The 21,785-nt window shown below is 64.2% G+C and carries 21 protein-coding genes; 11 read left to right on the plus strand and 10 right to left on the minus strand.

Going from position 1 to position 21,785, the window contains the following annotated elements; translation table 11 throughout:
* Positions 1-11 precede the first annotated feature (11 nt).
* A complete protein-coding gene (locus D5301_RS04685) occupies positions 12-2,588 on the minus strand; it encodes a TonB-dependent receptor (protein WP_153854986.1) in 2,577 nt (858 codons plus the stop codon).
* A gap of 317 nt (positions 2,589-2,905) precedes the next feature.
* On the opposite strand from D5301_RS04685, the gene ftrA reads away from it, so the two are divergent.
* Positions 2,906-3,907: a transcriptional regulator FtrA gene (gene ftrA / locus D5301_RS04690; RefSeq protein ID WP_153854987.1), complete on the plus strand. Its 1,002-nt coding sequence runs from the start codon at positions 2,906-2,908 to the stop codon at positions 3,905-3,907.
* 69 nt (positions 3,908-3,976) lie between these two features.
* The gene (locus tag D5301_RS04695) at positions 3,977-5,248 is read left to right on the plus strand and encodes a hypothetical protein (protein WP_228756316.1); all 1,272 of its coding nucleotides are present in this window, start codon (positions 3,977-3,979) and stop codon (positions 5,246-5,248) included.
* 43 nt (positions 5,249-5,291) lie between these two features.
* On the opposite strand, the gene D5301_RS04700 is transcribed toward D5301_RS04695, so the two are convergent.
* Together D5301_RS04700 and D5301_RS04705 are read right to left on the minus strand one after the other, a co-directional pair.
* Positions 5,292-7,061 (minus strand): oleate hydratase, encoded by a 1,770-nt coding sequence (locus D5301_RS04700; RefSeq protein ID WP_153854988.1) that lies wholly within the window; start codon positions 7,059-7,061, stop codon positions 5,292-5,294.
* Positions 7,062-7,202: 141 nt separating this feature from the next.
* Positions 7,203-7,727: a GNAT family N-acetyltransferase gene (locus D5301_RS04705; protein WP_153854989.1), complete on the minus strand. Its 525-nt coding sequence runs from the start codon at positions 7,725-7,727 to the stop codon at positions 7,203-7,205.
* Between the two features lie 164 nt (positions 7,728-7,891).
* Here D5301_RS04705 and D5301_RS04710 point away from each other — a divergent pair, with 164 nt between their 5' ends.
* Genes D5301_RS04710 through D5301_RS04720 form a run of 3 tightly spaced genes read left to right on the plus strand, consistent with a single transcriptional unit; the run spans position 7,892 to position 9,151 of the window.
* A complete protein-coding gene (locus tag D5301_RS04710; protein WP_153854990.1) occupies positions 7,892-8,347 on the plus strand; it encodes an SRPBCC domain-containing protein in 456 nt (151 codons plus the stop codon).
* 10 nt (positions 8,348-8,357) lie between these two features.
* On the plus strand, positions 8,358-8,690 hold the full coding sequence (locus D5301_RS04715; RefSeq protein ID WP_014036929.1) for a metalloregulator ArsR/SmtB family transcription factor: 333 nt from the start codon (positions 8,358-8,360) through the stop codon (positions 8,688-8,690).
* Positions 8,691-8,692: 2 nt separating this feature from the next.
* A complete protein-coding gene (locus D5301_RS04720; RefSeq protein ID WP_153854991.1) occupies positions 8,693-9,151 on the plus strand; it encodes an SRPBCC family protein in 459 nt (152 codons plus the stop codon).
* 54 nt (positions 9,152-9,205) lie between these two features.
* Here D5301_RS04720 and D5301_RS04725 read toward each other — a convergent pair whose 3' ends face one another.
* Positions 9,206-10,492 carry an alpha/beta hydrolase gene (locus D5301_RS04725; protein WP_153854992.1) on the minus strand — a complete coding sequence of 429 codons (1,287 nt, stop codon included), beginning with the start codon at positions 10,490-10,492 and terminating at the stop codon, positions 9,206-9,208.
* Between the two features lie 145 nt (positions 10,493-10,637).
* On the opposite strand from D5301_RS04725, the gene D5301_RS04730 reads away from it, so the two are divergent.
* The 3 genes from D5301_RS04730 (at position 10,638) to D5301_RS04740 (ending at position 13,094) form a co-directional block, all read left to right on the plus strand.
* A complete protein-coding gene (locus tag D5301_RS04730) occupies positions 10,638-11,015 on the plus strand; it encodes a DUF4180 domain-containing protein (protein ID WP_153854993.1) in 378 nt (125 codons plus the stop codon).
* Between the two features lie 97 nt (positions 11,016-11,112).
* Positions 11,113-11,877 carry a hypothetical protein gene (locus tag D5301_RS04735; RefSeq protein ID WP_153854994.1) on the plus strand — a complete coding sequence of 255 codons (765 nt, stop codon included), beginning with the start codon at positions 11,113-11,115 and terminating at the stop codon, positions 11,875-11,877.
* Between the two features lie 140 nt (positions 11,878-12,017).
* A complete protein-coding gene (locus tag D5301_RS04740) occupies positions 12,018-13,094 on the plus strand; it encodes a Shedu immune nuclease family protein (RefSeq protein WP_153854995.1) in 1,077 nt (358 codons plus the stop codon).
* A gap of 57 nt (positions 13,095-13,151) precedes the next feature.
* Here the strand turns inward: D5301_RS04740 and D5301_RS04745 are convergent, their stop codons facing one another.
* Positions 13,152-13,934: a 3-hydroxybutyrate dehydrogenase gene (locus D5301_RS04745; protein WP_153854996.1), complete on the minus strand. Its 783-nt coding sequence runs from the start codon at positions 13,932-13,934 to the stop codon at positions 13,152-13,154.
* 130 nt (positions 13,935-14,064) lie between these two features.
* On the opposite strand from D5301_RS04745, the gene D5301_RS04750 reads away from it, so the two are divergent.
* Positions 14,065-15,483 (plus strand): hypothetical protein, encoded by a 1,419-nt coding sequence (locus D5301_RS04750; RefSeq protein ID WP_153854997.1) that lies wholly within the window; start codon positions 14,065-14,067, stop codon positions 15,481-15,483.
* Between the two features lie 12 nt (positions 15,484-15,495).
* Here D5301_RS04750 and D5301_RS04755 read toward each other — a convergent pair whose 3' ends face one another.
* The 3 genes from D5301_RS04755 to D5301_RS04765 form a co-directional block, all read right to left on the minus strand.
* Complete coding sequence (locus D5301_RS04755; RefSeq protein WP_324187265.1) at positions 15,496-15,975, minus strand: hypothetical protein; 480 nt, start codon at positions 15,973-15,975, stop codon at positions 15,496-15,498.
* 85 nt (positions 15,976-16,060) lie between these two features.
* A complete protein-coding gene (locus tag D5301_RS04760) occupies positions 16,061-16,792 on the minus strand; it encodes a hypothetical protein (RefSeq protein WP_153854998.1) in 732 nt (243 codons plus the stop codon).
* 98 nt (positions 16,793-16,890) lie between these two features.
* On the minus strand, positions 16,891-17,730 hold the full coding sequence (locus D5301_RS04765; RefSeq protein WP_153854999.1) for a type 1 glutamine amidotransferase domain-containing protein: 840 nt from the start codon (positions 17,728-17,730) through the stop codon (positions 16,891-16,893).
* A 96-nt stretch (positions 17,731-17,826) separates the two neighbouring features.
* Between D5301_RS04765 and D5301_RS04770 the strand changes: the two genes are divergently transcribed.
* A complete protein-coding gene (locus D5301_RS04770) occupies positions 17,827-18,744 on the plus strand; it encodes a LysR family transcriptional regulator (RefSeq protein WP_153855000.1) in 918 nt (305 codons plus the stop codon).
* A 552-nt stretch (positions 18,745-19,296) separates the two neighbouring features.
* The gene (locus D5301_RS04775) at positions 19,297-19,653 is read left to right on the plus strand and encodes a hypothetical protein (RefSeq protein WP_153855001.1); all 357 of its coding nucleotides are present in this window, start codon (positions 19,297-19,299) and stop codon (positions 19,651-19,653) included.
* 138 nt (positions 19,654-19,791) lie between these two features.
* Here D5301_RS04775 and D5301_RS04780 read toward each other — a convergent pair whose 3' ends face one another.
* Both D5301_RS04780 and D5301_RS04785 read right to left on the minus strand, forming a co-directional pair.
* The gene (locus D5301_RS04780; RefSeq protein WP_324187266.1) at positions 19,792-20,112 is read right to left on the minus strand and encodes a DUF3892 domain-containing protein; all 321 of its coding nucleotides are present in this window, start codon (positions 20,110-20,112) and stop codon (positions 19,792-19,794) included.
* Positions 20,113-20,786: 674 nt separating this feature from the next.
* Positions 20,787-21,728 carry a DUF5655 domain-containing protein gene (locus tag D5301_RS04785; protein WP_324187267.1) on the minus strand — a complete coding sequence of 314 codons (942 nt, stop codon included), beginning with the start codon at positions 21,726-21,728 and terminating at the stop codon, positions 20,787-20,789.
* Between the last annotated feature and the right edge of the window lie 57 nt (positions 21,729-21,785).

Raw genomic sequence — 21,785 nt, forward strand, 5'->3', positions numbered from 1 at the left:
ACTGCTCCAGATCAGAACCGGTAACTGACCCGGCCAAACCAATACGCACCCACATTGCTCAGCACATCGCCGCTGTCCCAGGTGGTCTCGATACTCGCCACATCGGTGGCACTGCGCGCGTACTCCGGCACCTTGCGCGTGCGCTTGTCGAACACGTTGTTGATGCCCAGCGCCGCGCTCCAGCCCGCACCCAGCTCCACGCCACCGGACAGGTTGGTCACCAGCACCGGCGGCTGCCTGTACTCCACGCCGTTGTTCAGGCGCTTGATCGGGCCGTAGTAGGTGAAGTCCAGGTTCGAGCGCCAGCGCCCGTTCTGCCAGCCCAGTCCCGCCACCTGCGTGTAGCTGGGCGTGCGGAAGCGCAGCGCGTACTCGCTGCTCTTGGTCAGCAGGTTGATGTTCGGCAGACCCTGCAGTGCCGCCGGAATGTCGCTGACTTTCTGGATGGTGGTACGGCCGACGTTGGCCGCGTAGCTCCAGCGCAGCTTGCCCCACGCCGTTTCCTGGTTCGCTTCCAGGGTCAGCTCGACACCGCGTGTCCGGGTATTGCCCACGTTGGTGAAGTAGCTGGCGTAGAACGCATCACCCGGCAGGATGCTGATGCCGGCCGAACCCAGCAGTGCATCGATCGTGTTCTTCTGCGCCGCACTCAGCACCGTGCCGCTGTTGTCGGTGACGCGCGCCGGATCCTGCGCGTTGTAGCCGATCTGGCTGGACTGCCCCAGCTGGCCGCGGATGTCGATCTGATAGGCATCCACTGCCAGGTGGAAGGCCGGGCTCGGGTCCCAGGTCACGCCCAGGCTGTAGTTGGTGGCCTTTTCCGGCTTCAGCGGCGTGGCACCCAACGCAATCGCCGCCGGCGAAGACACCTGCGCCACCAGTGTGGTCCCGCACGGGCAGCTGCCGGTAGCCTGGTAGTACTGCGCGCCCAGGCTGGGCGCATGGAAGCCGTTGCTGACCGTGGCACGCACACCCAGCGCGTCGGTGAAGTCGAAGCGCGTGGTCAGACGGCCGGTGGAGACACTGCCGAAATCGGAATGGTCTTCCCAGCGCGCGGCAGCATCCAGGTACCAGCGTGAGGTGATATTGGTGGCCGCACCCACGTACACCGCCTTGCTGTTGCGGGTCGCCTTCACCGCGTCGGCGGTGGAATAGCCGACGAAGGCTGCAGCGCCGAAGCCGGTATACGACTCCCACTGACCTGCTCCACGCTCGTACTGTTCGTGCTGATACTCGGCGCCCGCGCTCACCTCCAGCGGCGAAGCAAACGCCGCCACCTCGAAGCCACGGCGCAGGTCGAGGTTGGCAATGCCCTGCTGGTAATCCAGCTTGCCGTCATAGAAGTCGGTGGGCGAACCGGGATACGGCAGCGAGTAGTTCACCGAGTTGCGGGTATAGGTGCGCACCGTGCTGCGGTTGCCGGTCAGGCTGGCGTCGTAGTCCCAACCCGCGATCTGGCCTTTCACGCCGGCGGTGCCGGTGTACTGCTTCTCCTTGGTTTCCAGCACCGGCAGGAAGCCGTCGGGAAACACGCTCAGCACGCCGGGGGCCTTGTAGGTGGTGAAGATCGTCGCCGGCAGGCGGAAATTCTGGATCGCCTGCGCGGTGCGGTCACTGGCCGTGGCGTTGGCGTAGAACTGCGCCCTCTCACCCAGGCCATGGCCCACGTTCACCGCGAAGGCCTTCAACGCATACGACGGCGAGCTGAGGATGGTATTGGCCTCGGCATTGCGGTTGGCCTCGGCCGGGTTCGGCGCAGCACCCGCTGGCAATCGATTGTTCGGCCGCAGCGCCACCAGATCGCCGCTGCCATCCACGGCCGGATAGCTCAGGTAGCCGTCGATATAGCGGCGGGTGCGGATTGCATGGTGCTGGCGGGTGGTTTCGCCGGACAGGTTGACGAAGCCATCCTCGCCCCACGGCAGGCCCACGTTTGCGCGCACGCTGGTACGCGAGCCATCACCATCGATGCTCTGCCCGCTCTCCACCGACACATCACCTCCGTGCGCCTGCGATTTCAGAATCACGTTGACCACGCCGGTGATCGCGTCCGAGCCGTAGATGGCGGAGGCACCATCACGCAGCACTTCCACATGGTCGATGGCCGAGACCGGAATCAACGCGAGGTCCGCCCACGCATGGCCGGGGAAGCCGCCCCCATTGGCACCACTCACATAGGCACTGGCATTGCGGCGCTTGCCGTTGACCAGTACCAGTGTGTAGCCCGGCGACAGGTTGCGCAGCTGGTAGCCGCGGATGAGGCTTTCCTGGTCGCTCTGGTAGCCGCCGATCTGGCTCAGCGACGGCAGGCTGCGCTGCAGCGCTTCGAGCAGGTTGCCCTGGCCGGTGGCGGCAAGGTCTTCGGCGGAAATCACATCGATCGGCGTGGAGCTGTTCTTCACCGTGCGCGTGCTGGTGCGTGAACCGGTGACCACCACCGCATCCAGCGTGGAGGCCGCCACATTGGCGGTAGCTGCAGTGGTGGCAGGATCTGCATCGGCTTCCGCCGCATGGCTGGGCGATGCGGCGAGGGCGACCGCGATCAGGACGGCAAGAGTGCTCAAGGCTGGGGCGTAGGCGGCAGGCATGGGGGCTCGTGGGGGTGGGCCGGAAACACGCTTCCATTCAAGGGCCTGTTCACCCACCGCGACAGGCGGGATCGCGTCACCCAGCCGTAACATCCGGCCACCCACATGACCGCTGGTAATGACGTTAGGCGGCCTGAACACACGGGGTCGGATCCCTTTCCAAAGGAATGGGCTCTGACCCCAGGCACGCATCCCTCCACGGGGTCAGAGCCCTTCCTGCGGAAGGGATCCGACCCCGGCCTCCATATGCCCGCCCGGCATCACCTCATGCCCGCGCACCACTCTGCGCCACGCACCGCCACCCGTAGCATCAGGCCATGCCCAGCCCACCCGCCGATCCCACCGCGCCGCTCGTCGCCATCGTTGCCTGCCACGGCCAGGGGCTGTTCGAGTTCGGCTGTGCGGTGGGCCTGTTCGCGCCGATAAGGCCTGAACTGGGCGTGGCCTGGTACCGCACCCAGCTATGCGCCGGCGAGCCCGGTGCGCTGCGCATGCTCGGCAACACCCAGGTGCAACTGCCCTACGATCTTGGCAGCGTCGACGACGCCGACATCATCGTCATCCCCGGTTGGCGCGAACCCAGCGAGCGTCCACCGCAGATCCTGCTCGATGCACTGATCCGCGCCCACGCACGCGGCGCACGCATCGCCTCGATCTGCTCCGGTGCGTTCGTGCTGGCCTGGGCCGGGCTGCTCGATGGCCGCCAGGCCACCACGCACTGGCGCCTCACCGAAGCGCTGGCACGCCAGTTTCCACGCATCGACGTGCGCGAGGATGTGCTGTATGTGGACACCGGCAGCATCATCACTTCGGCCGGCTCGGCCACCGGCATGGACATGATGCTGCACATGGTGCGCAAGGATTACGGTGCCCGCGTGGCCAACCTGGTGGCCGAGCGGCTGGTGCTGGCGCCGTGGCGTGATGCCGGGCGCAGCCAGCGTGTCAGCCGGGCCATCCCCCATGGCGAGCCCACGCGCCTGGCGAAGCTGATGGAATGGATGCGCCGCAACCTGCGCGAGCCACATTCGCTAGGCAGCCTCGCCGAGCAGGCCGCACTCAGCCAGCGCACCCTGCAGCGACAGTTCCTGGAAGCAACGGGCCTGTCACCGATCGACTGGCTGATCCGCGAGCGCGTAGCCCTCGCCCGTGAGCTGCTGGAAACCACCGACCGGCCGCTGCAATGGATCGCCGAGCAGGTGGGCTTTGGTTCGCAGGAATCGTTCCGCCGCCACTTCCGTGGCCAGGTCGATGCCAGCCCCACCGAATACCGCAGCCAGCACCGCAGCGGCATCGGTGCGGACCGCCTGATCGGCTGCTGATTCCCGGCAACACCCCTGTCCCCCGCTCCCGGCCTTTTCACGCAGGCACCTGCGCTGCAAGATAGAGGCATGCCCCGCAGTGCCGACGGAACGGTGATGAACGACAGCCCCTACAGGACCTACCGCGTTGGAATCGGCGTATCGCTGGTGTTGGCTGCGCTGATCGCCACGCTCTCGTTGATTGCCGTCGCTACCCCCAACCTGGGTTGGGGCGTCGTGGCGCTGGCCACCATCGCGATCTGGGTCGGCGTCCCGTTGCTGCTGGTACTCCTGCTGGCCTGGCTGCGCTACATGGTGCGCCAGCGCGGGCAGGTGCCGGGCCGCATACACGTGCTGATGTTCGTGCCAACCGCCGCCTCCATGCTCATCATCCCACTGTGGCACGCCCTGCAAGGCAGTGTGGACAGCCTGGCCGGCGGCTCACGTGCATCCATCGCCGAGCTGCACGTCAACCTCAGCGGGCACCCCCTGTGGCTGGACACCTCGCCGCATGCATCCACCGGCTCCGGCGCTGGCCCGGACCTGCCCATGCAGGGCGACACCCCCGAGCGCTTCCTGGCCTTCCACCGCTACCCCAACGCGCAGTCCGATGCAGACAGGGGGTTCCCGTATGAAGATGCGCGCCTGAAGCGCGCCGTCGACCACTACCGCTACGCCACTCCGTCCGGAGATCGCGCCGTCACCGATGTGCCACTGGTCCGTCGGCCGTATCCCGACCTTGCGCCATTCAACACGGCCTGGCGACGCGCGGGTACACCCGAGCTCGTGCATATCTACTACCACTACAGCGATCACGTAGAGGTCGCGCCCGCACTTGCACGCCTCAGTGGCTTCACCACCGATGATCTGGAGCGCAGCCGCTTCGAAGGCCTGGCGCTGTTCAAGATCCACAACTACGGCAGTGCGCCCATCCTGCGGATGGAAATCAACGGCCTCACACTGGACATCGGCGACCGGGCCATCGCGAACATCCCGGAAGCGCCCCAGGATTGCACGGCCTACGGCTACCCTGTCAGCGCCGCGCTGTTGCCACTCAACCTGCCCCTGCAGGTGCGCTGGCAGACTGCAGACGCGCCGACGCGGTGGCACAGCGCGCGCGTGCAGGTGCCGGCATTCCGGCAGCCGCAGCCACTGCAGGGACAATCCACGTTGCAGCGCGTTCTGCTGTACATGCTGCCCGATGATGCGCTGGCCGCAGAGCGCTACGCCGAGGTGTTTGACGGCGATTCGCAGCGCGGCATCAAGGCCACTGGCCTGCCTGCCAGCGCTGCCACCTACGCGGTGTGTGGCAGCGCCAGGGCGACCTATCGCGATGGTGCAGGTACCGTGCTGGCCGACTGATCCGCGGTGTTGCCAGGACGCTCCCCTCCACGCCGACGCCCGCTCAGTCCTCCTGCACCAGCTTGAACTCGCGCAGCAAGCCACCGATCTGGGTCTTGTCCAGCTTGTTCATCAGCAGGTTGCGCAGGAACGCCGGGCCGGGAACATCCAGTTCCTTGCCATCGCGCAGGCGGCCGGTCGCCGCCAGCAACGAGCGCACGTCATAGGTGGAATTGAACACCTCCGGCACGCCGCGCTCGATGCCCAGCAGGGTATAGACCGCTTCCATCGGTGTACGCACCGAATACTCGGTGGTGAAGATGCAGTCGCGCTGCTTCGATTCGGCAAACTGCCCGATGAAGGCGAAGTTCACCGCCCCCTCCGGCACCACGTCCGGGCGATCACCGGCCTGGCGCGGCATGAAGAACGCGGTGACGTACGGCATCATCACCGGCACCGTCTTTGCGCCCGTGGCAGCCAGTTCGTCGATCTCCTCCACCGGCACGCCCAGGTGATACAGCCACTCGCGGGTTATCTCCTCGCCGCTGCAATCCTGCATCGGCTTCTTTACGTAATCGCCGGGCGTATCGACGAACAGCGAGTACACCCAGACCACGATCTGGTCCTTGGGCTGGTTCTTGAAATGCGGCTGGCGATTCACCGTCCAGCTCATCAACCAGCGCGAATCGCGCACGCTGACGATGCCGCCGGTCACCACCTTGCCACTGAACGGGTCACGCTTGGCGATCTTCTGGATGTAGGCCGGAATGCGTGCATCCAGTGTGGTCACCGTCGCCGATTCCCACTTGGTCTGCGGAATGTGCGCGCCAAACACATCCGGGCGCCCGAACGCTGGATCCCTGGCAGCAATGCGTCGCCACAGGTCCCAGGCAGGCGCCGGTCCCTCATTCAATCGCGCAGCCGTCTGGTGATCGCCATTGTCCGAGTTCTCGGTCAACGAACCGATCGTCATGAATACAAGGTCATCCGCGCCCAGATCCACGCCACCGGCTACACCGTCACGCGTCCAGTGGATGCGCGTGGCCTGCTTGCGGCCGGCCGCCAGATCGAAGTCGACGTCGGTCACCTCGGTGGCGTACTGGAACACCACGCCCTGGTCCTGCAACCACTTCACCAGCGGCAGCACCAGCGATTCATACTGGTTGTACTTGGTGAACTTCAACGCCGAGAAATCCGGCAGGCCACCGATGTGGTGGATGAAGCGATGCAGGTACAGCTTCATCTCCAACGCCGAATGCCACTCCTCGAACGCGAACATGGTGCGCCAGTACAGCCAGAAGTTGCTGTCCAGGAAATCACGGCCCAGCACCTCGTCGATGCGCTTGTTCTCCATCTCCTGCCGGGTGGCCAGGAAGAGCGCGATGATGTCCTTCTGCGCCTGCTCGGTCAGGGTGAACAGGCCGTCGGTGTGCGCATCTTCACCGCGATTGATCGTGGCACGCTGCAGCGAATAGTTCGGATCATCCTTGTTCAACCAGTAGAACTCGTCCAGCACGCTGGCATCTTCAATCTCCAGCGACGGAATCGAGCGGAACAGATCCCACAGGCACTCGAAATGGTCTTCCATCTCGCGGCCGCCGCGGATCACGAAGCCCTTCTCCGGCACCTTCAGGCCATCCAGCGCGCCGCCGGGAATCTGCTGCTGCTCGAGAATGGTGATGCGCTCACCGGCCATGCGGCCGTCGCGCACCAGGAACGCGGCGCCAGCCAGCGAGGCCAGGCCCGAACCGACGAACCATGCGCGCTTGCCGTCGACACCGGCGGGCTTGCGCGGGCGCGCAAAGGCTTCGTAGTTGCCACTGCTGTAGTACATGCGCTGCTCCTTCCTGGAGGGGGTCATCAGGAACCCGCGGTGGAATGACACAGCCATTCCATGCAGGTCATGGCCCTACTCTAGCGCCGAACCGATGTACCGTTTCCTGCACGCACGCTGCGACCGAATGACGCAGCCACTTCAGAGCTGTCGCCCCAGCAGCATGCCCGGCCAGCCGTCCACGTTGAAAGGCGCGATGCGCGTATAGCCGCAGGACTCATAGAAGCGCACCAGATCACCGTTGCCACCGCCGTAACAGTCCACGCGCAGATGGTCGAGCCCGGCAGCGCGCGCCTGCTCATCCGCAAAGGCCATCAGGCGGCGTCCGATGCCACGCACGCGCACGTCACGCGATGCCACCAGTACCCGCACATACAGTTCCGGGCCGGTGGGCGCAGGCACATAGGGCATCGACTCGCCCAGCGCCAGGAATGCGCGCACCACGCCGTGCTCGTTCTGCGCCACCCATGCACCCGGAAGCGCGCACGCATCGGTCACCTGGGTGATCCGGCGCGGCAACGTGGACCACGGCTCGCTGCCCCATTGCTGCAGGTTGCCGATCGACACGAACCATTCGATGACTTCGTCGAAGAGCGCCAGCACCGCAGGGGCATCGGCCACGCTGGCGCGGCGGAGGGTCAAGATGTCCTTTCCTGTTTCAGTCATGTGCGCACTCGTTTCAACGCGTCAATCAGCTGCCACGAGGATGCCGGCCAGCGGCCGGCACTACCAGGGCCGGAAGTCTCTGGGCCGGGCTTGACATGCAGGCATTTACCTGCATATCATCCACTCAAGGGCGGCGCCTGCCGGCCCTTCGCGAGGAACCTGCAATGGTGGATATCGCACACAGGGTCGGCATCAAGGCCCCCGCAAACCAGGTGTACCAGGCCCTGGCCACGCCCGAAGGCGTCGCCGCCTGGTGGGCCGAAGACACCCAGGGCGACCGCGAGGTCGGCGGCACGGTCAAGGCGCGCTTCACGAACAACGGCCAGGAGATCGGCGCGATGGAAATGACGCAGGAACAGCTCATCCCAGGTGAGCTCGTGCTCTGGCGGTTCCTCGCCGGTCCCGCCGAATGGATCGGCACCCACGCGCGCTTCGTGCTGAAGCAGGAGGGCGACTACTGCATCGTCCTGTTCACCCACGAGGGCTGGAAAGAGCGCGTCGAGTTCACCTCCCACTGCAGCACCAAATGGGCGGTGTTCCTGATGAGCCTGAAAGCCCTGCTGGAGACCGGCAAGGGCCAGCCCAACCCGCACGACGTCAGGATCGACAACTGGAATTGAAGACATCCCCATGGCGGTAGACAACGTGCGCGACGCAGACAAGGTGTTCAAGGCATTGGCCGATCCCACGCGCCGGACGCTGCTGGATCTGCTCTGCGAAGACAACGGGCAGTCGCTCGGCCAGCTGTGCGACCACCTGGACATGGCTCGGCAATCGGTCACCCAGCACCTCGGCCTGCTGGAAGACGCCAACCTGATCAGCACCGTGCGCCGTGGCCGCGAGAAGCTGCACTTCATCAACCCGGTGCCGCTGCACGAAGTCTACGAGCGCTGGGTACGCAAGTTCGAGCAGCAGCGCCTGAGCCTGCTGCATGACCTGAAACGAGAACTGGAAGGAGAATGACGATGTCCGCAGAGACCACCCGCTTCATCCACGTGATCTACATCGCTTCCACCCCGCAGAAGGTGTTCGAGGCCATCACCCGCCCCGAGATCGCCAGCCGCTACTGGGGCCACGAAAACGTCTCGGACTGGAAACCCGGCTCACGCTGGCAGCACGTGCGCGCCAACGAAACGCGCTCGGTCGAACTGGTGGGCGAAGTGGTGGAAAGCACCCCTCCCTCGCGGCTGGTCATCACCTGGGCCGCCGCCTCGCAGGCGGAGAATCCGGATGCCTACAGCCGCGTCACCTTCGACATCGTGCCCTACCAGGACATGGTCCGACTGACCGTCACCCACGACGAACTGGAACCCGGCAGCGGCATGGATACCGGCATCCGCCAGGGTTGGCCGATCGTGCTGTCGAGCCTGAAGTCGCTGTTGGAGACGGGCAAGGGCTTGGATGTGTTTGCGAAGCCGAAGTGAGCCCCGGTGCAACTGGCGGCGGAGAGCAGCCCGCCGCCAGCACTCCCTGTCCGCTCAGTCGCTCAGCCTGCGCGAACGCCCATAGCGCCCACTCACCTCCTGCTTGATCCACTCGGCCAACAGGCGCAGATACCCGTCGGTGATCCGCGTCGACACGCGGTTGCCTTCGGCATCGGTGCGGAACTCCACCATGCCGTGGTCGGTGTCCGGGAACAGGTAGGTATCAATCGGCTGCCCCGACGCGCGCAGGCGTTCCAGGATGGTGCGCGTGGCCGCAATCGGCGCGGCCCGGTCCTGCTCGGCCAACACCCACAGCAACGGCACCTTCAGGCGACGCAGCGTGGCCTCGGCGTCGTAGTCCCAGATCAGTTCCAGATTGTCGAAGCGCGCGCGACCGATGCGGCGCAGATCAGCATCGCTCATCCGCAGCATGTCACCGCTGTATTCGCCACTGATCGTCTTTGCCCACGGTGCGGCACCGATCCGTGCACGCACCCGGGCCAGTGCTTCGTAGCCCTGGCTGAAATGCGTGCGCATCAGCTGCGCGGTCGCGTCCGATAGCTCGCCGACCTGCTTCATCGCCGTTGCATCCAGCTGCATGCGGCGTGCCTCGTCGAACAGCTGCTCGCGGTCCTCCTCGATCGGTGACACCACCAGTCCGAACCCGATCGCCACGAAATCCGCCTGCGAGCGCGTCGCCGCCAGCGGCGCGATCCAACCACCCTGGCTGCCACCGAAGTAGCCGGCCCGACCGAAACGCCCCGCTGCCAGCTCACGTGCCTTCGCCAAGGCCGCCGCGGCATCGTCAGCCAGCAGCTCGAAGTTCTGGGTGTATTCGCCTTCCGAATCGCCGGTGCCACGCTTCTGGTAGGCGAACACCGAAATGCCCTGAGCCACCAGCATGCGCTGGTAGATCGCCGCCACCGCCATCGTGCGTTCCGAGCCGTGCACCAACACCACCAGCGGCCGCTTCGGGTCAGCTGGGCCAGCCGGTTCGATCAACTGCCCCACCAGCGTGGTTCCGGCACTACTGAAGGTTGCATCGGTATCGCGGGTCAACAGGCGCTGCCAGCGCTGCGTGGTTCCGGCGGGTGTCCTGAAGCTGACCACATCGCCGCTGCAGCTTACCGGTGCGTTGGCATCGCCGGTGGCACCGCGTCGCCCGTCCAGCATCAGATAGCGTTGGCCCGTGGCCGGTGCCGCAGCGGGTGCGCCCAGCACCACGATGTTGCCCTGCCCGTCACCATAGGCGCTGGCCGTGCACAGCTCCGCTGCCGTTGCCGGCAGGCCCCAGGACAACAGCACCGCCCACAACAACGAACGCCCCTTCCACCCTGCCATGTCCTTCCCCACCACCGTAGACCCGCGCAGTGCGGGGATCGCCGCAGCGTAGCGCGTTCATTCTCCCAGCGCATGCTGCAACTGCTCGCCGTCATATCGTTGCGCGACCATACTGGAAGGACGACACGGACTTCAGAGCACCCTCATGCACCCACACCTGGAACAGTTCGGCAGCACCCGCATCCTGCGCAACCCAGCGCATGGCCCGGTACTGGATGACAACGGCCTGCGCGACCTGGTCGGTGATGCCCTTGGGCACCAGGCCGAGTGGATCGCCGTGCCAGTGCAGCGCCTGTCGCCGGACTTCTTCGAACTGCGCTCCGGCATGGCTGGGCAATGGCTGCAGCTGCTGGTGAACTACCGCCTGCGCTTCGCCGTGCTGGGCGATGTCAGTGCCTACCGCGCGCAGAGCGAGTCGCTGGACGCATGGATCACCGAGTGCAACCGCGGCCACAACGGCTGCTTCGTCGCCGACTGGGATGCCTTGCTGGCACGCCTGCCGGCCCCGGCCCGCGCCGGCTGAACGCCGCCCCCACGCTCACTCTCGCCGAACCCGTTTCCGACCGCGCTCCGACGCCCGCCGCCACAGCATCGCCCGCAGGCATCCCTGGCGACCCTCGATGAGTGCTTCAGACGCAGATTCCCTGCACAGCAAAGTGGCGGCGGTCACCCTCGGCTTCTGGGTGATGAAGATCGCCGCCACCACCCTCGGCGAGACCGCGGGTGACCTGCTGTCGATGACGCTCAACCTGGGCTATGTGGCCAGCTCGGCCATCCTGCTTGCGATCTTCGCCGGCCTGCTGTCCGTGCAATTGTCAGCGCGGCGCTTCCACCCGGTGCTGTTCTGGTCGGTGGTGCTGGCTACCAGCACCGCCGGCACGACGATGTCCGACCTGATCGACCGCACGCTCGGCCTGGGCTACGCCACCGGTGCCAGCCTGCTCGCCGTCTGCCTGGCGCTGGTGCTGTTGGCCTGGCGCCTGTCTGAAAAGTCGATCTCGGTCAGCAACATCGCATCGCGCCGCGCCGAAGGCTTCTACTGGACCGCCGTGCTGTTCTCCAACACGCTGGGCACCGCCTTGGGCGACTTCCTCGCCGACGATTCCGGGCTGGGCTTCACCGGCGGCGCGCTACTGATCGGCAGCCTCATCGCGCTCACCGCGCTGGCCAGCCGCATCAAAGGCATCAACCGGGTCATCCTGTTCTGGATCGCCTTCGTGCTCACCCGCCCGTTCGGTGCCACCTTCGGCGACCTGCTCACCAAGCCGCTGGAAAAAGGTGGCCTGGGCTTCGGCACGGTGGGCTCGTCGCTGGTGCTGTTCGCCATCCTCGCCACACTGGTGGCGCTGCCGATGCTGCAGCGGCGGGCGCAGCCGGTCCAGTGACTGTAACGCCTGAATATCCCTGGCCGTTGATTCCCAACTGTCGTCCCCATTGGTGAAATCTGTAGGGGAATCCCCGATTGTGTGCGGAACATAAGACGCACATTGTTGACATTCCATGGAGGAGCGAGAGCAATTGCAGAATGAAGATTGTAGATACGGTACTCAGCTACGCAGGCGACTACCACCCGCAATCCAAAGGCATGTGCCGTCTCCGCGTGTTCTCCGGAGATGACGGCCCCCGCGTTCTCATCACGGATCTTGGCCCATGTAACAACGGGCGGTCCGTCACCAATGCCATTGAAACGATCGTGGAGCGAATCGAGGACAGCGGACTGGCCCTCGGTGCGACGGTTTATATCGAACACTATGAGAGACCTGACCCAGAGCATGACACCTTTGACCAGGTGCGAGTCTCTCCAGGGGTGAACTGGCAGTCGATCTCGAAAAAGACGGCGATTGCCCTTCTGGGTTGTAGTCCGGACGAGCTTGAAGACCGTACCGAAAACAACAAGCGAATCGTCGGCAGGACCGAAACGCTCAGACTCTCCACAAGGCGATTTGATGGTTCACCCTGGCCCGAGTCTCCCGAGGTCACCAAGCGCAAGCTGGAGATCGCAGACACCATGATCTCGCGCTCCTCCGTGCGCGCACTTGTCGAGGCTGGAAGTGGTGAACGCGAGCTCCAACGCTTGCTCAAGAGCGATCTATCGATTGTCGCCGAAGCGTTCACCTCGCCAGATGACGAATACATCTGCTTTTCGGAATTTCCCTTTGGCGACGGCTATGTGGATTTCGCCGTGTTCACCGGTCGCTCGCGCATGGATGTCATTCTGATCGAGGTCAAGGGAGCCGACTTCAACCTCGTCAATAGCAACCACTACGAGGAGTTCAACCACAAAGTACTGGAAGCCGCAGGCCAGCTCCGCAAACGCCTCGGATTGTTCTATCGCAACCAGGAGCCCATCCGCTGCGAGCTGCACCGTATCCGCGCAGAAGCCGAGCGCGGGAGTTCGCTCCATAATGCATTTCTCGGCCCCGAAGCCCCTCTTGAGGTCGATCCCGATAAGGACATCAACATCCGCCCGGTGATCATCGGAGGGAGAACCCAGAACGACCTGGAAGAGAGCCGCAAACGCCACGATTACGAACGCGGAACGTCACCCCGAGTGCGGCTCGAATCGTGGGACACTTGGTTGCGTCGAATCCAGCGGGACTGAACCCGCCATCCAGCTGGCTGTCTTGTCCTGTCCCCTCTTTACTCCGAACACCTGCAGTTAGCGCGCCGTCCAGCCTCCATCCACCGGCAACGCCGTGCCGGTGATCTGGGCCGCGGCGTCCGAGGCCAGGAACACCACCATTTCTCCCAGCTGCTCGGGCGTCACGAACTGCAACGAGGGCTGCTTTTCGGCCAGCAACGCGCGCGCGGCGGTTTCTTGATCCGTGCCTTCGCGCTCGGCCAACGCGGTGATCTGCTGCTCGACCAGCGCGGTCCGCACCCAACCCGGACAGATCGCATTGGCGGTGATGCCGGTGCCCGCGTTCTCCAGCGCGGTTACCTTGGTGAACCCCACCACGCCGTGCTTGGCCGCCACATAGGCCGACTTGTTCACCGAGCCCACCAGGCCGTGCACGGATGCAATGTTGATGATGCGACCGGCGCCCTGCTGCTTCATGTGGGGCAAGGCCGCCGCCGTTGCATGGAACACCGCCGAGAGATTCAGCGCCAGGATCGCATCCCACTTCTCTACGGGAAACTCGTCGATTGAAGCGGTGTGCTGGATACCCGCGTTGTTCACCAGGATGTTGATGCGGCCCATCGTCGCAACGGCGTGGTCGATCATTCCGCGCACCGCCTCGCCACGGGACAGATCTGCGCCATCATGCGCCACCCGTACGCCGAACTCGGTTTCCAAGTTGGTACGGATACGTTCGATCTCCGCTGCATCGCCAAATCCGTTCAGCACGATGTCGGCGCCCTGCCGTGCCAGCGCCGTGGCAATGCCAAGACCGATACCGCTGGTGGAACCGGTAACCACCGCAACCTTTCCACTGAACATGGGCGAGCTTCCAACGGGCACAGGCAACCAGTGTAGCCCTCTGGGTCCACGCCATGCGTGGATGCCCCCCCCTCTCGGCAGACTTTCACATTACCCCTATAGTCAGCGCAATCCACCCATGGATGGCCCGATGAACCCCTGCAAGGCCCTGCTGCCCGCCGTTGTTGCCGCACTGCTCGCCCCTGCCATCAGCCAGGCCACGCCGCCCGCTCAGGCCGCGACGCCACTTACCACCGGCAGCGTGCGCCTGGATATCACCAGTGGCCGCGTCGAGGGCGACGTCTGCGTGTCCAACCGCCCTGCCGGGTCGCTCAACACCTTCGTGCTCAACGCGGGCCTGAATGTCGCGCGGGTGACCGATGGCGATGGCGCGCCGCTGGACTTCGAAGGATGGTACGCCCCCGGTGTGGATGGCGAGGCACGCGTGTACACCGTGGCCAAGCCATCCGCCACGCTCTGCGTGCAGTACGTGGGCGCCTTCCCGGTCTATGCCCGGCACGATGTCCCAACCGACTTCAAGGGCCTGATGGCCTTCAACGGCGACAGCGCCCGCTTCACCGAACAGTCCGCCTGGCTGCCGCAGGCATTCGACCCCAAGGCCCGCGTGCGCAGCAGCGAAAGCCGCTACGACCTGCAGGTGGACTGCGCCGGCTGCCGCTTCCTGTATCTCAACGGCAGCCCGGCCATCGAAGGCGCGCGGGGCCGTTTCCGCAGCGAGAACGCACGGCCGATCCTGCTGTTCGGCGGCAGCGGCCCGATCACCCGCACCGCGCAGGTCACGGTCCTCAACGAGACCCTGCCCAAGGCCAAGGTTGATGCATTGTCCAGCACGGTGCAGAAGGTAGCCGACGTGCACAGCCGTTACATGGGCGTGCCGCTGGCCGACCGCCCCACCTTCCTGCGCATGGTCACCCTCAACCAGATCGAGCGCGACCGCGAGGGTAGCGAATGGGGCTTTGCCACTTGGCCGACCATCGCCATGAGCGGCAGCATCGGCAACGTGGCCGATTCACTGCTCGCCGGTGGCGAAAAGGCCGACCGCCGCGTGCAGTACATCGCACACGAAATGAGCCATTACTACTTCGGCACGCTGAACCGTCCGCAGGGCCCCTACTTCTGGGTGCTGCTGGAATCCAGCGCCGAGTTCCTGTCGATCAAGGCGCTGCGTGAAATCAGTGGCGATGCCGCGGCGGATCGCTACATTGCGCGCCTGCAATCGGCCATCGATAAGACGGACAAGCCGCTGCCCGCGTTCGATGCCATCGACGACAACTCGGACGTGGGCGAACTGTACCGCTATGGCTACGGCCCCTTGCTGTTGCTCTCGCTGGAAAAGCAGGTGGGTGAGGCGAAGATGCAGGCCTTCATGCGCGAGCTACTGGCCGCGCCTTCGCCGAAGAACTGGGCGGAGCTGCAGGCCATCGCACTGAAGGCTGGCATCGATGCCAAGGTCTGGGAGCATTGGCGGGCAAGCTGTGTGGCTGGCGGCAGGCCAAGCTGTAGATCCACGCCACGCGTGGATTCACTCCCTCAACGCCCGCACATCTGAGTCATCCAGCACTCAGAAAAACAGACTCGCTCGCTCAACGGTCGCGAGCGGATTAGCCTTCCGCACCGCCTCCAGAAAGAGCAGAAAGTCGCGGTTGAACAGCGAAAGGTTGTTAGTGAACGTCACGCACTTTCTACCCGATGCTCTGCTGAAGCATACCTGCCAGACATAGCGCGCATAGATGACGTCGGACGTTCGAGTGACTGAGGTGATCTGCGAAAGCGGAACCGCCGTGGGCACCGGCCCACGTCGCAGGTAGAAGGATTCTGTATCAAAGAAATAGTGCTCGCGATCCTCTTTGCCATCCACCATCACCAAGGTCATGGACTTGCCAGAAATCCGGCGCGGCGGATTCAGACGCAACCCTGATCCCAACGCCGAACGGGCTCTCGCTGGCATTTGCCGAAGGATGAACCAGAGGATCACCAACGGAAGCGCCGCAAGGACAACAAAGCCTACGGTCTTCAAAACAGTTTCCAGCGTGCTGGGCACACAGATCTCCAGGATGAACGTTCAGGCACTAACGACGCCCGAATAGGTCCACGCCACGCGTGGATGCTTCGGCTTCAACGCCCCATCACTTCCAATGATCCGGCCCCAGGAACGGCAGGCTCAACACAAACACCGGAACCGCCACAGGAATCAGCGCCGCGCCCAGCACCTTGCCGGCCGCCGTCCCAACACCCGGCTTGTCCTCCCTCTCCGGCAGGATCCGCTGCGCCCGTGCACTGATCGGCTGCGCCAGCTTCCCCTTCTCCGCCAACGCAGCAGCGTCCGGCAACTTCACCCGCTCGCCGTCGCCCTCGAACAGCGCGCTGTAATAGCTGCCGCCCTTCTTTGAAAGATTGCAGGCCCGATCAAACGCCAGCGCGTAGCGGCTCCGATCCTGCGGCAGGTAGTAGCGCGCACGCTCATCCACATACTTCGCCTCGCGCGGGAGCACCTCAATCCGCTCCAGCTTGAACTGCGCGGCCTGTTCCGGCGTCACCTGCTCCGGCCGCAGCAGCAGCGCATAGCTGCCGTGCACCTTCGCCTTGTTGGCCGGCTCGCGCCAGTCCTCATGGAAGTACATCTGCGCGCAGGCCACCGCCTCGCGCAGCGGGCTGTCCATCAGCGCGCGGTACTCGCGGAACGGCGCGGCATTGAAGCGCATTGGCTCTTCAAAGCGCGGCAGCAGGTACAGCTGGCCGTCGTCGGCCACGAACGCACCGGTGATTTCGCGGCTTGAGGCGTGCTCCTCCGGGCCACTGGCGCAGCCAGACAGCAGGCCAAGGCACAGGGCGGAGAGAATGAAAAAAGACGTTCGCATGTCGTGTTCGAGGGCTTCCCTGGGAAAACGGCCCCGCCCGGAAGGACGAGGCCAGCCCACCATGGTGCCACGGCACCGCATGCGATGCAGAATCGGCCTTACTTCAACCGCTCCACCAACCGCTGCCCCACCTCCAGCGCCGAAGCCGGGTTCTGCCCGGTAATCAGCTCGCGGTCCACCACCACATGCCCGGTCCACGGCGTGGCATTGCTGCTGAACTTCGCCCCCGCCCGCTGCAGCGCGGTCTGCGGGTAGAACTTCATCTCACCGCCGCCCAGCAGCGGCTTGGCCTGCTCTTCTTCCTGGTTGCTGATCACCGTCATCTGGTAGCCGCTGTAGATCCACTTCGGCGTGGCCGGCATCGCACCCGCGTCCAGCTTCGCCACGAAACCACCGGCATCCGGCAGCGTGGACAGCAGCGCGATCGGCCCGTGGCAGACCAGCGCGGTGGTCTTGTTGCGTTGGTGGAAGTCGGCCAGCAGCCGGCCCAGCGCCGGGCTCTTCAGCAGGTCCTGCATCGGCGCGTGGCCACCGGGAATGTAGACCGCATCGAAACGCGCGTAGCCCTGCTGCTCGACCCGCGCCAGGCTGACCACTGGCGAGGCGGTCGGCGAGGTCAACGCCAGTTTCTCCAGCAGCTCCTTGTGCAGCGTCAGCTGCGCGGCATCGTTGCCGAAGTACGCCGGCGTCACCGAGGACGCATCCACCGTCGGCGCGCGCCCCTGCGGCGTGGCGAAGGTCACCTCGTGACCCGCGTCCAGCAGCAGCTTGACCGGCTGCATCAGCTCGTTGAGAAAGAAGCCGGTAGACAGCACCTTGCCGTCCTTCAGGTCCAGGTGGTTTTCGTCGGACAGCACCACCAGCACGTTGGCGGCCTGCGCGCCGCTGGCGGCCAGGGTCAGGGCCAGCGCAGCGGCCAGCCGGGTCATCAGGTTCATGGGGAGCTCCTATCGGGGAATGGCCGCCACTTTATTCATCGCCCCAGCGGCGATAAATTGGCCCCATCGCAAAACATCTGTTCCCCGGAGAGCCAAATGAGCCGCAAGTTCGACTACCTGGGCGATGTGGAGGTGTTCCTGGCGGTGGTCGAGCACGGCTCGTTCACGGCCGGCGCGGTGGCGCTGTCCACCACGCCCTCGGTGCTGAGCCGCGCGGTCACCCGCCTGGAGGCGCGGCTGGGCCGGCAGCTGCTGCAGCGGACCACGCGCCGCGTGGGCCTGACCGACGCTGGGCGGCTCTATCTGGAACAGGTGCGCACCGCCTTCGGCCTGCTGGACGACGCCGAGCGCGACGTGCTTGCCCAGGACGGTGCGCTGGCCGGCCGCGTGCGCCTGAGCGTGCCCACCACCTATGGCCACTACCGGCTGCCGCCCGTGCTGGCGCGCTTTGCGCAGCAGTACCCGCAGGTGCAGGTGGAACTGAACATCACCAACCGCAACGTGGACCTGGTGGCCGAAGGCTTCGACCTGGCCATCCGCCTGGGCCAGCTGCCGGACAGCGGGCTGGTGGGGCGCAAGTTGGAAGACGCGCCGCTGCTGCTGGTGGCCGCGCCGGACTACCTGCAGCGCCGCGGCACGCCGCAGACGCTGGACGACCTGCAGCAGCACCTGTGCCTGCCCTTCGTGATGCCGCGCACCGGGCGGCTGGCGCCGTGGATCTTCCGCGACGGCGGGCGCGACGTGGACTGGCTACCGCGTTCGTCCATCGAGACCTCCGACGATGTGCTGGGCGTGGTGTCGCTGGCCGAACAGGGCATCGGCATCTGCCAGAGCTATGCGTTCATCGTGCGCGAGCGGTTGCAGCGTGGGCAGCTGGTGGAAGTGCTGCCGCAGCTGCGGGGGAGATCGCGGCCGTTCTCGGTGATCTATGCGCCGCATCGGCGGCAGTCGGCGGCGGCGCGGGCGATGATTGAGTTGCTGGTGGGGAATGCGGCTGAGGATGGCGTTGGTTGAGGCTGCGAGGTTCGCTGGCGTTGTCGGGATTGAACCGATTTTCGGGGAGTGCGGCTGATCCGGCGCCGCTGCCTGCCGAGGCTGACTAAGAACTGTTGCAAAGCAGGCCGTCGCGCTATTCGCTTGTGGCGCGGGCGATTGCGCCAGTTTGATTCGCCATCAGCAGAGCAGCTGCGCGAATGCGTCTGCTGGCGTCGCGTGCTGCACGAATGGCGCGTGCAACAATAGTTCTTCGCTTTCGGATTCCGCAATTCCTTCGCGAATTTCTATTGGCATTCAGAACGACGGCGTACACACCATGGCGCGCCACCGACAAGGGGTGGCCGGGTCTGCAAACCCGCATTGATGTACGCGTCTGTAGTTTGCGCTTGCCCGTCGGCACCGCCCTTAACCGGTGCCGGCGGGCAATCCGTCGGCCTTTCTGGCGGGCGGTGCGTGGGGGTCTTCGGATCCACCGGTTCTATGACGCTACTTCATCCCGGTTTGCAGCCATGCATCGTCCGCCACCTCTTCGCGGTGGCACTGTTAAGCACAGCCACGGAAGCCGACGCCATGAACGAGTCCGACACCTTCTCTTCGTACACCGTTGTTGAGCCCATCAACGACGACACTCCCCTCCCCGACCTGAACTCCTTGCTCGGCATCCTCAAGCGCATGCGCGGCTGCGAGGGGGCTGATGGGCATCCTTGGCCAGAAACCGATGTATCACCCGGCCGCCGCGTGAGTCTGGCCAGGACCGAGCGCGCAATGGTGGGAGCACTGACGGTGCTGGAACTGCTGCACGCGGCCGACCGCTGCCGGGTGGCAGCGGACCCGGAGCGGCATTTGGATGAGGGGACAGTTGATGGGCTGTTTCTGGCTTGCCGGGGGCTGGTTGAGTGGGCTTGTCGGGAGGTTAGGCCGGAGTGAGGGCACGATTGGACACTCGGCGCAGCACCATCCGAGCAATCGGTGCCGTCTCTCTCCCTAAGTCTCCCAACCAAGTCGATCTATACAAGTTAGCCCGCCCCGTTAAACGGGGCGGCTAACCAACCTACCAGTACTTCGCTATGGGCATTCGGGAAGACTCAGCAAGTTGTTAGGCTGCTCCTCGTCATTTTGAGTCTTAATATATTTGTTCCCGGACGCGCTGGTCGCCACAATGACCCAAACGGACTGGCCAGCAGCTCGGACCCAGAATCGCCACTTGCCTGCCTCTATCCCGGCAATCGCGTCCTTTTGCGAGACCTTCCAGCGAGTTCCGTCCTCATTGAGTCCTCCAATGAACTCAATGCGTTCATGTGCGCTCTGACGATTGCCCTTGTTAATACAAAGCACCTGATGATCTGACATCACTAGTCCTCGATAGCGCCGAAGTGGCGAATACATTGAGCACTAATAATGTCTCACAAGCTGAGACAGCTTAGATTCAACTTTCAAATGCAGCACCCCGCATTAAAGTAAGGCGCCGCATGGGAAAGCAATAAAGTCATTCGAGCTTAGAGGAACGCGCCGTGGCGCAGACCGAGATCAGCAACGGTGTCAGCATCCGATCCATTGCTAGGCACCTCGACCCCGCGCGTCCACGCCGTCCAGGAAACTGGATCGACAGGAGGGCGGCGAGTATGTTCCCAAGCTTGCATGCCAGCGACATCGACTGCGCTGCAAGAGCAGCGTTCGCAGGTGCCGGATTGTGGACCTAGAATTCCTGCTCGGCATCCTCAAGGGCATGCCTGGCTGCGACGGGGCCGATGCCCTACTCCGGCCGGAGAAGGTTCTGTCGCTCGGCCGCCGCATAGGTCTGGCGAGGACCGAGCGCGCGTTGGCGGGCTTCTGACCGAGCTGAAGGTACCGCATTCGGCAGACCATGCCGGGCGGCAGCGGAGCCGGAGCGGCATCCGGATGAGGGGATCGTTGATGGTTTGTTTCTGGCCTACCGGCGCCTGGCTGAGTGAGCCTGTCGTGAGGTACTGCGATAATCCTAGATGATCCGCCAAAGGATCATCCAGAGGTCTTCGGAGCCAGATCACAGCCCGCACCACAACCGCAGCCTTACCTTCTCGCTATGCCCGGCCTGCGTAAGCCTGCACGATGAGCGGCTTCGCTTGCTCAAGATCTTCAAAGCTTGAGATAGAAACTTCCAGATCCCCGGTGCCCCAGTGACCGAATACCCTCGCATCACGCATATTGGGCGGGAGTGGCATGAGAGAATCCGGGTCCACGTGTAAAAACAGAAGCAGACGGCTCTTCTGAGGAACAACCGTTGCGAAGTTCTTCAGACGCTTGAAGGCCATGTACAACTTCAGCTCTTTTCGCTGAACGTCATCACCAAGCGATCCGATGAAGTCGTCCAGTGAGCTGACCAGCTCTTTCATATCCGACCCAAACAAGCCCATCCATTCTGCATAGCTACGGTCGCCAGTAGCTCCAACTGGTCGAGTCCCACTCGCAGGCTGTGCCTCAACCTCTTGGATCCGCGCCCTCGGCTTAGATCGGGGCCCACCAACAGTGTTGACCTGCTCGAAGAGCAGCAGATCCGCACCAAAACGGCGGTATCGGATGAGCTCCACGCCCTGATTGATCTGCTGAACGGCATGTGCATCGAACTTCGTGAAATCAGCGGCGATGCAAAGAACTCGCGGCGAGCTCCAGTCAATCTGTGCAGCCACGTCCATGCCAAGGGCATCCATTACCTGGAGCTTGAACTCCGCTTGGTGATCCATCAACCAGTTCAGGTAGTAAAGGCCCTGGTTGATAACGTTCTCGCCGACGGAACGCTTGTACTCGAGGATCACGGGACTATTGTTTTCGTCCAAGCCCAGTGAATCGATGCGACCGCCATGAGTTCTCCCCGTGGCGTACTCGGTGGCAACGAAACGGATACCCAACATGGTGAGTAGATTGGCCTCGATAAGCGATTGCAGCGGCTTCTCCAAGTCAGACGCACTGCCACGCAACTCTGCCGCCCTTCCATCTACCAATCTAAAGAGTTTGATGTCGCTCACTTTCTCTATACCCGTCTCTTCAACTGAAGCACATGAACTTATTACTAGAGCCCACAG

This window comes from Stenotrophomonas sp. MH181796 (assembly GCF_009659995.1).
Lineage (GTDB): Bacteria > Pseudomonadota > Gammaproteobacteria > Xanthomonadales > Xanthomonadaceae > Stenotrophomonas > Stenotrophomonas riyadhensis.